The 11,956-nt window shown below is 71.6% G+C and carries 6 protein-coding genes; 3 read left to right on the forward strand and 3 right to left on the reverse strand.

Annotated features, from left to right (window positions below):
• On the forward strand, positions 1–1,234 hold a 1,234-nt coding region (locus tag I73_RS20745; protein ID WP_022982373.1), incomplete at its 5' end, for a succinate CoA transferase.
• 4 nt (positions 1,235–1,238) lie between these two features.
• Here the strand turns inward: I73_RS20745 and I73_RS20750 are convergent.
• Positions 1,239–2,498 (reverse strand): putative Na+/H+ antiporter, encoded by a 1,260-nt coding sequence (locus I73_RS20750; protein ID WP_022982374.1) that lies wholly within the window; start codon positions 2,496–2,498, stop codon positions 1,239–1,241.
• Positions 2,499–2,519: 21 nt separating this feature from the next.
• The gene (locus I73_RS20755; protein ID WP_026097008.1) at positions 2,520–3,836 is read right to left on the reverse strand and encodes a glycerate kinase; all 1,317 of its coding nucleotides are present in this window, start codon (positions 3,834–3,836) and stop codon (positions 2,520–2,522) included.
• Between the two features lie 146 nt (positions 3,837–3,982).
• Between I73_RS20755 and I73_RS20760 the strand changes: the two genes are divergently transcribed.
• The gene (locus I73_RS20760; RefSeq protein ID WP_022982376.1) at positions 3,983–5,377 is read left to right on the forward strand and encodes an 8-oxoguanine deaminase; all 1,395 of its coding nucleotides are present in this window, start codon (positions 3,983–3,985) and stop codon (positions 5,375–5,377) included.
• A 16-nt stretch (positions 5,378–5,393) separates the two neighbouring features.
• Here the strand turns inward: I73_RS20760 and I73_RS20765 are convergent, their stop codons facing one another.
• Positions 5,394–7,871, reverse strand: a complete 2,478-nt coding sequence (locus tag I73_RS20765; RefSeq protein WP_022982377.1) for a serine/threonine protein kinase — start codon at positions 7,869–7,871, stop codon at positions 5,394–5,396.
• Between the two features lie 179 nt (positions 7,872–8,050).
• Between I73_RS20765 and I73_RS31100 the strand changes: the two genes are divergently transcribed.
• Positions 8,051–11,755, forward strand: a complete 3,705-nt coding sequence (locus I73_RS31100; protein WP_051049308.1) for a PAS domain S-box protein — start codon at positions 8,051–8,053, stop codon at positions 11,753–11,755.
• The last annotated feature ends 201 nt before the right edge of the window (positions 11,756–11,956 follow it).

The following is an 11,956-nucleotide window of genomic DNA, read 5'->3' on the forward strand; positions in this document are numbered from 1 at the left end:
CCAGTCCGACCCCGCCTGCCGCGCCCGCATCAATGCCGGCGAGATGGAGTACCTGGACATCCACTTCTCGCACGTCGCGCAGTTCGTCTGGTTCGGCTTCTTCGGCCCGCTGAACGTGGCGGTGGTGGAGGTCTCCGGCATCCTGGAAGACGGCCGCCTGATCCCCTCTTCCTCGATCGGCAACAACAAGACCTGGCTGGACCAGGCCGACAGGATCATCCTGGAGGTCAACAGCTGGCAGAGCCCCAAGCTGGAGGGGATGCACGACATCTACTACGGCACCCAGCTGCCGCCGCACCGCCAGCCCATTCCCCTGGTGCACCCGAACGACCGCATCGGCGAGGCCTATCTGCGCGTCGACCCCGCCAAGGTGGTGGCGGTGGTGGAGACCCACCACGCGGACCGCAACAGCGCCTTCACGCCGCCGGACAACGCCTCGCGCCAGATCGCCGGCCACATCATCGAGTTCCTGCAGAGCGAGGTGAAGCGCGGCCGCCTGCCGGCCAATCTGCTGCCCCTGCAATCGGGCGTGGGCAACATCGCCAACGCGGTGATGGCCGGCCTGCTGGACAGCCCCTTCGAGAACCTGACCGCCTACACCGAGGTGCTGCAGGACGGCATGCTGGAGCTGCTGAAGTCCGGCAAGATGAGCACCGCCTCGGCCACCGCCTTCTCGCTGAGCCCGACCGCGCTGGAAGAGCTGACCGCCAACCTGGACCAGTTCCGCGAGCGCATCGTGCTGCGTCCGCAGGAAATCAGCAACCACCCCGAGCTGGTGCGCCGCCTGGGCATCATCGCGATGAACGGCATGATCGAGGCTGACATCTACGGCAACGTCAACTCGACGCACGTGATGGGCAGTTCGATCATGAACGGCATCGGCGGCTCGGGCGACTTCGCCCGCAACGCCTACCTGTCGATCTTCATGACGCCCTCCACCGCCAAGGACGGCAAGATCTCCTGCATCGTGCCGATGTGCAGCCACGTGGACCACACCGAGCACGACGTGCAGGTCATCGTCACCGAACAGGGTCTGGCCGACCTGCGCGGCCTGTCGCCGCGCCAGCGCGCCCAGGTGGTGATCGACCGCTGCGCCCACCCGGACTTCCGCCCGGCCCTGCACGACTACTTCAACCGCGCGATGGAAAGCGGCGCCGGGCGACACACCCCGCACCTGCTGCAGGAAGCCCTGAGCTGGCACCTGCGCTACACGCAGACCGGCTCGATGCGCTGAGCGTTCAGAACAGGCGGAAGGCCGCGATCGCCACCAGGGTCGGGGGGGTGGCGGCCAGCAGCAGCGCCACCGGCTGGATGGCCTGCTGCGAGAAACTGCCCTTGAGCACCGCGGCGCCGGCTGGGTTGGGTGCGTTGGCGATCAGGGTCAGCCCTCCGCCGGTCACCGCGCCGCTGACCAGGGCGATCTTGAACTCCTGGCTCAGGCCGGGCACCAGCGAGCCCAGGTAGGTCAGCGCGGCGTTGTCAGTCACCGCGGTCAGCGCCGTGGCACCGAAGTACACCGCGTTGGCGTCCATGGCCATCAGCATGGGCTGCAGCCACCACTGCTGCAGCCCCCCCAGCACCACCAGGCCGGCCAGGAAGAAGGCCACCATCAGCGCCTCGCGCAGCAGCAGTGGGTTCTGGTAGCGCTCGTAGGCGTGGGTGAAGCCCAGGAAGAACAGGAACAGGCCCATGAACACCGGCGGGTGGTGCGAGAAGGCCGCCACCCCGGCCAGGAAGGCCACATGCACCGCCATCACCGGCCAGGGCACCAGCTCGCCCAGGGCCGAGGCCTTGCCCGACACCGTGGCCAGCTCGCGCCGGAACAGCAGGGTCAGCACCGCCGCATTGACCACCACCGCCAGCGCGGCCCGGTCACCGATGTGCTCGATCATGAAGGCCAGGTCCCAGTTCCAGGCCTCGGCCACCATCAGCACCGGCGGCGCGGCGAAGTTGGTCAGCGTGCCGCCGATCGAGACATTCACGAAGAGCACGCCCAGCGCGCCGTACTTGAGCTTCTCGGACACCGGTGCGGCATAGATGCCGTTGCGCAGCAGCAGGGCCGCCAGCGTCATGGCCGCCGGCTCGGTGATGAAGGAGCCCAGCAGCGGCACCAGCGACAGCGTGACGAAGAAGATGGCCGCGCTGCGCGGCACCGGCAGCAGGATGGCCACCAAGTGGACCAGGCGCGCGGCCAGCTGCAGGATGGGCCGGGTGCCGGCCATCACCATGATGGCGAACACGAACATCGGCTCGGTGAAGTTGCGCCCGTCCAGGTAGCGCACCGCCTCATGCTTGCCCTCGACGGCGAACATGAAGACCAGCAGCACCATGGCCCAGAAGCCGAACACCACTTCCACCTCGCCCAGCAGGTGCCAGATGCCGGCGTGCTCGGGCTGGCGGTGGGCCAGCTTCTCGAAGAACTTGGTCGAAAAGGTGTGCAGCAGAGCGACGGCGAAGAGGCCGGCGCCCACCCACTGGATCAGGCTGGTGTCAGTCATGGGGCGCCACCATACCGCAGCTCAGGTGACGAGCAGGGCGCGGAAATCGTTGACGTTGGTCATCGTCGGCCCGGTGACCAGCAGGTCGCCCAGCGCGCCGAAGAAGCCGTAGGCGTCGTGCCGCTGCAGGTGCTCGGCGGCCGACACGCCGGCCGCCGCGGCACGCGCCAGGGTGTCGGGCGTGACCCAGGCACCGGCGTTGTCCTCCACCCCGTCGATGCCGTCGGTGTCGCCGGCCAGGGCCCAGATGCCCGGCTCGCCCTGCAGCGCCAGCGCGGTGCCCAGCAGGAACTCGGTGGCCCGCCCGCCGCGGCCCGGCGCCTGACCGCTGCCCGGCGGCGGCAGGGTCACGGTGGTCTCGCCGCCGGACAGGATCAGGCAGGGCCGCGCGAAAGGTTGGCCGTGGCGACGACAGGCCCGCGCCAGCGCCGCATGCACCCGCCCCACCTCGCTGGACTCGCCCTCGATCTCGTCGGACAGCACATGCACCGCCAGGCCCTGCTGACGGGCCAGGGCGGCGGCGGCCTCCAGGCTCTGGCGTGGCGCGGCGATCACCCGGGCCTCGGCGCGGGCGAAGCAGGCATCGCCCGGCTTGGGCGTCTCCCAGGCGCCGCTGCGCAGGGCTTCCAGCGCGACCGCGGGCAGCGCGATGCCGTGACGCGCCAGCAGGGCCAGGGCCTCGGCGCAGGTGCCGGGGTCCGGCACCGTCGGGCCGCTGGCGATCACCGAGGGCTCGTCACCGGGCACGTCGGAGATCAGCAGGCTGAGCACCCGGGCCGGCGCGCAGGCCGCGGCCAGCCGGCCGCCCTTGATGGCTGAGAGGTGCTTGCGCACCGTGTTCATCGCGCCGATGGGCGCACCGCTGGCCAGCAGGGCGCGGTTGACCGCCTGCTTGTCGGCCAGGGTCAGGCCCGGCATGGGCAGGCTCAGCAGGGCCGAGCCGCCGCCAGAGATCAGGCAGATCACCAGGTCGCTCTCGGTCAGGCCCTGGGTCAGCGCCAGCATGCGCTCGGCCGCGCGCTGCCCGGCCGCGTCGGGCACGGGGTGGGCCGCCTCCACCAACTCCACCCGGTGCGGGCGCTCGGCCCAGCCCGGCGGCATGTGGCCGTAGCGCGTGACCACCAGGCCGGAGAGCGGCGCCTCGGCCGGCCAGGCGGCCTCCAGCGCCGCCACCATGGCGCCACCGGCCTTGCCGGCGCCCAACACCAGGGTGCGTCCGCCCTCGGGCGGCGGCGGCAGGTGGGCGGCCAGCATGGCCTCGGGACGGGCCACGCGCACCGCTTCATCAAAGAGGCCGCGCAAGAGATCACGTGCCCGTGCATAGCTCCAGCCGCTCATGCCCGCCCCCGGGACCCGAGCGAGGGTGCAGCCAGGCCTGGATGATGCAGCGCATCAACAACACGATAGAAGGACATGGTGGACGGACAATGGTTGAACAACTGCCGGGCCACGATACCAAAGCCCCCGTCCATCCGGAGCCCTTGATGTCCCTGACCGAACCTTCCCTGCTGATCCGCGACGCCGACCTGGTGGTCACGGTGGACGAGCAGCGCCGCGAGCTGCCGCGCGCCAGCGTGCTGATCCGCGGTCGCGCCGTCGAGGCCATCGGCCCGGCCGACGCCCTGCCGCGCGAGGCCGACGAGGTGATCGACGCCCGCGGCCACATCGTGATCCCCGGCCTGGTCAACACCCACCACCACATGTACCAGAGTCTGACGCGGGCGATTCCCGCCGCGCAGGACGCCGAGCTGTTCGGCTGGTTGAAGACGCTCTACCCGATCTGGGCCGGGCTGACGCCGGAGATGGTGCGGGTGTCGACCCAGGTCGCCATGGCCGAGCTGCTGCTCTCGGGCTGCACCACCAGCTCGGACCACCTCTACCTCTACCCCAACGGCGTGCGGCTGGACGACAGCATCGAGGCGGCCGAGGCCATCGGCATGCGTTTTCACGCCGCACGCGGCAGCATGAGCGTGGGCGAGAGCGCCGGCGGCCTGCCACCCGACGCGCTGGTGGAGCGCGAGGACGCCATCCTGGCCGACACCCGGCGCCTGATCGAGACCTGGCACGACGCCAGCCGCTTCAGCATGCGCCGCGTGGTGGCCGCGCCCTGCTCGCCCTTCTCGGTCAGCCGCGAGCTGATGCGCGACTCGGCCGCGCTGGCCCGCAGCTACGGCACCCGGCTGCACACCCACCTGGCCGAGAACGACCACGACATCGCCTACAGCCGCGAGAAATTCGGCATGACGCCCACCGAGTACGCCGAGAGCCTGGGCTGGCTGGGCGACGATGTCTGGCATGCCCACTGCGTCAAGCTCGACGGCCAGGGCATTGCCCGTTTCGCCGCCACCGGCACCGGCGTGGCCCACTGCCCCTGCAGCAACATGCGCCTGGCCTCGGGCATCGCCCCCATCCGCCGCATGCTGGACGCCGGCGTGCCGGTGGGCCTGGGCGTGGACGGCAGCGCCAGCAACGACGGCGCCCACCTGCTGGGCGAGGCCCGCCAGGCCCTGCTGCTGGCACGGGTGGGGCGGGCCCTCGAACCCTTCGGGTGCGATCACGGCCCGGCCGAGATGACGGCGCGCGCCACGCTGGAAATCGCCACCCGCGGCGGCGCCCGGGTGCTGGGCCGCGACGACATCGGCCACCTGGCCCCGGGCATGGCGGCCGACCTGGCCCTGTTCGATCTGCGCACGCTGGCCCTGGCCGGCGGCGCGGTGCACGACCCGCTGGGTGCGCTGCTGCTGTGCGCGCCCAGCCAGGCGGCCTACACGGTGGTCAACGGCCGGGTGGTGGTGCGCGAGGGCCAACTGGCCACGCTGGAGCTGGTGCCGCTGCTGGCACGCCACAACGCCCTGGCGCGGCAACTGGCCGGCGGCTGAGGCCGCAGGCCAGCGCTCAGGACTGCTGCCGAAAAGCCATCACCGCCTGGTTGCGCAGGGTGCGCAGCTGGGCCAGCACCTGCTCGCCCAGCACCAGCCGGTCGGGCGGCAGCAGGTCGGCGTAGATCAGGCCGAAGCTGCTCTGCTTGAGCACCAAGGGGAGCACCAGGAAGGCGCCGGCCCGCACCTGCTGGTGGAACCAGGGCGGCAGGGCCTCGGCGATCGGTCCGTTGCGGGTGTCGTGGATCAGCGTGTCGGCCCCGCGCTGGCAGACCGCGGTGAACAGGTCCGGGGCCTTGCCGGCCGGCGGATGCAGCGGCACGCGAAAGGCCTGGCAGACCGCCTCCACGCCTTCGCCCAGGCCGAAGCGCCCGGTCAGCTGCTCGCCCTTGGCGTCGCGCAGGCAGAAGACCACCCGCGAGAAGCCCACCGCGCGGTAGAAGGTCTCCAGCACCATGCGCAGCACCTGGCTGAGGTCCACCTGGTCGCTGACCATGGCCTGGGTGACGTCGGCGATGCCGGCGGTCAGCAGGGCCTGCACCAGGGCGCCATCCTGTGCGGCCTGCGGCAGGCGCAGCGTGGGTTCGGCCGGGTCCGGCAGGGCATCGGGTGGCAAGGTGGTGGCATCGAGCGCCAGGGCCAGCGTGGGCGCCTCGGCCGCCACCGAGGTGGTGGGGGCCGCCAGCCACTGCCGTACGGGCGAATCCGCCGCCAGCACCAGGGCGCTGGCCTGCACGAAGTCGCCCACCTGTTCACGCGCCTGGCGCACCGCCTCCGCCACGGCGGCGGGCTGCAGGCCCAGGGCGGGGGCATAGGCGCTGGCCAGCGCCTCCAGCCGTCCACTGGCCTGGGAGGGGTCGGTGCTCAGCAGGGCGTCGGCCACCTCGTTGGCCACACTGGCCAGCCAGCGCAGGCGCTCGGCCGGCTCGCTCACCGGGCGGGACGGCACGCGCCCCGCCGGCAGGCGCATGACCTGCTGCAGCGGCTCGGGCAGGCCCCAGCGGCGCACCACCTCGCCACCCAGGGTCTCGTAGTCCACGCCCAGCACCCGCCAGGCGGCGGTCGACTCGCCCACGCGGGCCGCGAGTTCGCGCACCTCCTGGGCCTCCTCGACGAAATAAAAGCCCACCAGCAGACGCCCCAGGTTGCGGAACATCGCGCCGATGAAGGCCTCCTCGCGCTCCTGCGGGGTCTGGCTGAAACCCTGGGCCAGCATGCCGGCCATCAGGGCGCGCAGGAATTCCTGGGTCAGCGCCTGGGCATGGGCCCGGTCGCGCATGTGTTCCAGCAACACCAGCGACAGCGCCATGTTGCGCACGCCGCTCAGGCCCACCAGGGCCACCGCGCGCGAGACGGTGCCGATGGTGCCGCCCCCCGCATGCACGAAGCTGGCACTGTTGACCAGGCGCAGCAGCTTGTGGGTCAGCGCCACGTCCTTGAGGATCTCGTTGGCCAGGTTGGAGAGGTTGACCTGCTCGTCACTGGCCACCCGGTGGATGCGGGCCACCGCCTCGCCCAGCGCGGGGAAGTCGCTCTTGTGGCGCATGCGGCGCCAGAGGAATTCCAGCGTGCCCTGGCCGGCGCTCGGCGTGCCGGCGCCCATGTCCAGGGGCATGGGCAGGGTGCTGTTCGCACCGGCATCGATGCCGTCGAGCCAGTTGACCAGGGCCTCGCGCAGGGCCTGGGCACTCGCCGTGCGCTGGGCCGGTTCGTGGGCCAGGGCCTCGGCCAGGATGGCGCGCAGATGGGCATCGGCGCGGTCGCCCAGGTCCTGCGGCAGCGTCACCGGCACGGTGGCGGCCCGGCGCATGGCCACCATGGGATCGGCTTCCGGTGTGCGGGCCGGGTGCCCGGCCAGCATCTCCACCAGGATCAGGGCCAGAGAGAAGACATCCATTGCGGGCGCGGGTGGCGCACCGCGGGCGGCCTCGGGGGCGATGTAGCCCGGCGTGCCGACGATGGCGCCGGCCTCCGGCCCACCTGGGTGCGTGGGCCGTCCGCAGGCATCCAACCGGGCGGCGATGCCGAAATCCATCACCCGGGCATGGCCCTGGGCGTCGATCAGGATGTTGGAGGGCTTGAGGTCACGGTGCACCACGCCCGCGTGGTGGGCCACCTGCAGGGCGTCCAGCACGTCGCAGGCCATGCGCAGGGCCTCGCGCCAGGGCATGGGGCCGCGTTGCAGGCGCTCGGCCAGCGAGCCGCCGGGCACCCACTCGAAGACCATGTAGGGCCGCCCTTCATGGATGTCCGCCTCGAAGACCGGCACGATGTGCGGGTGCCGCAAACGGCTGACCGCCCGGGCCTCGTGCAGCCAGGCGTCCATCTCGTCGGCGCCCAGCGGCTCGTGGCGCAGCTTGAGCGCGACTTCGCGGTCCAGCTTGGGATCGTGCGCCAGCCACACCGTGGCCTGGGCCCCCCGGCCCAGCGCGCGGCGGAGCAGGAAGCGGCCAATCTGGGCGCTGGATCGGGCGTCGTGGTTCACGGTGGACATGCGGGACACAAGGGCACAGGCCAGCCGGCCCCATCCGTGCGGGACCGACACGGGCCGATTACACCGCGCCCCCCACCGGACCGAACTCGCAAAATGCGGCCGCTTCAGGGCTCAAACCCCGGCGGTGCTGCGATATGCTGGGCGGGCTCCGCATCCCCCACCCGCGGGCCCCACGTCCCATGCCGCTGTCCTGCCCGCGTTTCCTGCTGCCCCTGCTGCTGGCCTGCTGCTGGCCGCTGGGGGTGCCCGCCGCGGAAACCACCTCGACGCAGACGCCGCTGGTGGTGGTCCTGGACGACAGCTACCCGCCCTATGTGTTCCGTGGCCCCGACGGCCAGATCCAGGGCTACCTGGTCGACAGCTGGCAGCTGTGGCAGCGCCGGACCGGCACCCCCGTGGAGCTGCGGGCCGAGGACTGGGCCCTGGCCCTGAAGGACATGGCCGAGGGACGGGCGCAGGTGATCGACACCATCTTCCGCACGCCAGAACGCGAAGCCACGCTCAGCTTCTCGGCCCCCTATGCCGACGTGCCGGTGCACATCTACGTCCACAAGGACATCGGCGGTATCCGCGACCTCGTTTCGCTCAAGGGCTTCGTGGTGGGCGTGAAGGACGGCGACGCCTGCATCGAGCGGCTGGCCGAGGCCGGCGTCACCCGGGTGACCCGCCTGCCCAGCTACCCGGCCCTGATCGACGCTGCCAAGGCCGGCGCGGTGCGCATGTTCTGCATGGACGGTCCACCCGCAGAGTTCCTGCTCTACCGCGCCGGCCTGCACCGCGACTACCGCGCCGTGCTGACCCTGAACAATGGTCAGCTGCACCGCGCCGTGCGCAAGGCCGACCTGGCCACGCTGATCCAGGTCGAGAAGGGCTTTGCCACCTTCACCGACGAGGACCGGGCGGCCCTGCGCCGGCAGTGGCTCAATCCTGGCGAGCGGATGCCCCCCGCCTGGGAACACTATGTCGGACTGATCGCCCTGGGCGGGGTGGTCCTGGGCATGATCATCCTGGGCTGGGGCATGGCGCTGCGCCGCATGGTGGAGCGTCGCACGGCCGAACTCCACGCCCAGCGCCGGCAGCTGCAGACCCTGATCAGCACCCTGCCCGACCTGGTGTTCGTGAAAGACCTGTCGGGCCGCTACATCACCTGCAACCCCGCCTTCGCCGAACGGCACGGCCTGGCGCCGGAGGACATCGTCGGCAAGACCGACGGCGAGCTGCTGCCCGAGGCCGAGGCCCAGCTGGCCCGGCAGCGCGACCGCCAAGCGCTGCAACATGGACACCGCACCATCGCCGAGGAGTGGCTGCGCTCGCCGGGGCAGACGGAAGCCGGTCTGTTCGAGGTCATCCGCACGCCGCTGCGCGACACCCAGCAGCGGGTGACCGGGGTGGTGGGCATCGCCCGCGACGTCACCCAGTACCGCCAGAACGAGGAGCGGCTCAGCCGCCTCAACCGCCTGTACCGGGTGCTGGCCCGGGTGCAGGAGGCCTCGGCCCTGACGCGCGATGCGGTGACCCTGTTCGGCGTCGTCTGCGGCGCGCTCAAGAGCGAAGGCAGCCTCTACGAGGCCTGGATCGGACAGCCCGACGCCAGCGAGGACTGGTTGCAGCCGGTGGCCCAGGTCGGCTTCATCGACGCGCCGATGCCGGTCGCCCTGCGGGAAGACCCGCCGACCAGCCTGGAGGCGCGCGCCTGGCACGGCGGTGGCATGGTGGTGGATCACCTGCTGGAGGAGACCGACGCCCCGGGGGACACCCGCGTGGCCGTGGTGCTGCGGGCCGGCAGCCAGCGGCGCGCCGTGCTCAGCCTGTGCGGCGACCGCCTGGGCCCCGAGGAAACCGCCCTGCTGGAGCGCCTGGCGGGCCAGGTCAGCCTGGCCCTGGCCGCGGCCGAGGCCGAGTCCACGCGGCGCGTGGCCGTGGCCGCGCTGCAGGACAGCGAGATGCGCTTTGCGCAGATGTTCCAGACCAGCCCGGTGGGCATGCTGCTGTGCCGGGCCAACGACAGCCATGTGGTGGACGTCAACACCGCCTGGCTGGAGCTCTTCGGCCAGCGCATCGACGAGGTCATCGGCCGGGCCGTGGAAGCGCTGGGGCTCTCGCCCGCGGGCCAGGCGCACAGCCCCCTGCTGGAGACGATGCTGCGCGAAGGGCACCGGGTCAAGAGCCGCGAGATCGCCCTGCAGCGCCGCAATGGCGAGGCCCTGGACATCGCCTTCTCGGCCACGCGCATGAGCATCGGGGCGCAGGACTACCTGCTGGCCTCCTTTGTCGACATCACCTATCAAAAGCTGGCCACGCGGCAGCTGGCCGCCGAGGCCGAGCTGCTCGAGCGCGAGGTGGCGCGGCGCACCGCCGAACTCAACAGCCTGTTCCAGGCCCTGCCCGACATGTACTTCCGCCTGTCGGCGGACGGGCGCATCCTGGATGCCCGGGCCGGCAACAACGCCGACCTGGTCCTGCCGGCACAGGAGCAGATCGGCCTGCACCTCGGCGAGGTGCTGTCACCGGAAGCCACGCAGTTGCTGATGCAGGGCCTGGAGCGGGCGCTGCGCACGCGTCAACCGGCGACCGTGGAGTACGTGGCCTATCCCTCTCACGCCAGCGCGCACACCTACGAGGCCCGCCTGGCCCCCGCGGGGGAGGATGTGGTGGCCGTGGTCCGCAATGTCTCCGAGCGCCACGCCCTGGAAGCCGAGCGTGAGGCCGCCCGCGAACTGGCCGAGCGCCAGGCGCGCCACCGCAGCGAGTTCCTGGCCAACATGAGCCACGAGATCCGCACCCCGCTCAACGCCATCCTGGGCTTTGCCCAGCTGGGCCTGGAGAAGGCCCGCCAGAGCCCGGCCGAGGAGGGCTATCTGCGCATCCTCGGGGCCGGCCGCCTGCTGCTGGGCATCATCAACGACGTGCTGGACTTCTCGAAGATCGAGGCCGAGCGCCTGGATGTGGAGTCCATCCCGGCCAACCCGCGCCAGCTGATCGAGGCGGCCGCCGACATGATCCGGGACAGCGCCGTCGCCAAGGGCCTGGGGCTGGAGATCCGCCTGGCCGATGCGCTGCCCGACACCTGCCTGACCGACCCGCTGCGCCTGCAGCAGATCCTGGCCAACCTGCTGTCCAACGCGCTGAAGTTCACCGCCAGCGGCCACATCGAACTGCGGGCCGATGTCGAGGGCGAGGAGATGGTGATCGCGGTCCATGACACCGGCATCGGCATGAGCGCCGAGCAGCTCGACCAGCTCTTCGCCCCCTTCCACCAGGCCGATGCCTCGACCACGCGACGCTATGGCGGCACCGGCCTGGGCCTGACCATCAGCCGGCGCCTGGCCGAGCTGATGGGCGGGGACATCCAGGTGAGCTCTCAGCTGGGCCAGGGCAGCTGCTTCGTGCTGCACCTGCCCCTGCGCACGGTGTCCATGGCCACCCTGCCCCTGGACCTGCGCGAACCGGTGCCGACCCAGGATGAGCTGCCGCTGCGGGGCCTGCACCTGCTGGTGGCCGAGGACAACGAGGTCAACCAACTGGTGATCGAGCAAGCCCTGCGCGGGGCCGGGGCCGAGGTGGTGTTGGCCGGCAATGGCCGGGTGGCGGTGGAACGGGTGCGGGCCGAGCCCGGCGCCTTCCACGCCGTGCTGATGGACATCCAGATGCCCGAGATGGACGGCTTCGAGGCCACGCGTCAGTTGCGCCAGATCGCCCCGACGCTGCCGGTCATCGGCCAGACGGCCCATGCGCTGGCGGCCGAGCGGGAGCAGTGCCTGGCCTGCGGCATGGTGGCCCATGTGGCCAAGCCCATCGACATCGGGCGGCTGATCGCCACGCTGCAGGCCGTCACGCGGCGCAGCGGCGGTCCGGCCCCCGCGCCCTCGGCCCAGCCCGCCTGAACCCGGCGGCGGGCGGCCCGGCCCTCAGGGCATGCCGGCGTCGAACCAGCGGCCCAGCAGGGCCCGCTCCTCGTCGGTGATCTGGGTCGCGTTGTTCAGCGGCATGGCCTTGAGCACCACGGCCTGCTGGTGCAGGGCCATGGCGTTCTGGCGGATCAGCTCGGGCCGGTCCAGCTCGATGCCCTTTTCGCACCTGGGCGT

The sequence above is a fragment of the Ideonella sp. B508-1 genome (genome assembly GCF_000333615.1).
GTDB lineage: Bacteria > Pseudomonadota > Gammaproteobacteria > Burkholderiales > Burkholderiaceae_C > Ideonella.

Bases quoted from the DNA above. Each gene is read 5' to 3' on its own strand.
- I73_RS20750 (WP_022982374.1), bottom strand. From the start codon at position 2,498: ATGACTGACACCAGCCTGATCCAGTGGGTGGGCGCCGGCCTCTTCGCC.
- I73_RS20755 (WP_026097008.1), bottom strand. From the start codon at position 3,836: ATGAGCGGCTGGAGCTATGCACGGGCACGTGATCTCTTGCGCGGCCTC.
- I73_RS20760 (WP_022982376.1), top strand. From the start codon at position 3,983: ATGTCCCTGACCGAACCTTCCCTGCTGATCCGCGACGCCGACCTGGTG.
- I73_RS20765 (WP_022982377.1), bottom strand. From the start codon at position 7,871: ATGTCCACCGTGAACCACGACGCCCGATCCAGCGCCCAGATTGGCCGC.
- I73_RS31100 (WP_051049308.1), top strand. From the start codon at position 8,051: ATGCCGCTGTCCTGCCCGCGTTTCCTGCTGCCCCTGCTGCTGGCCTGC.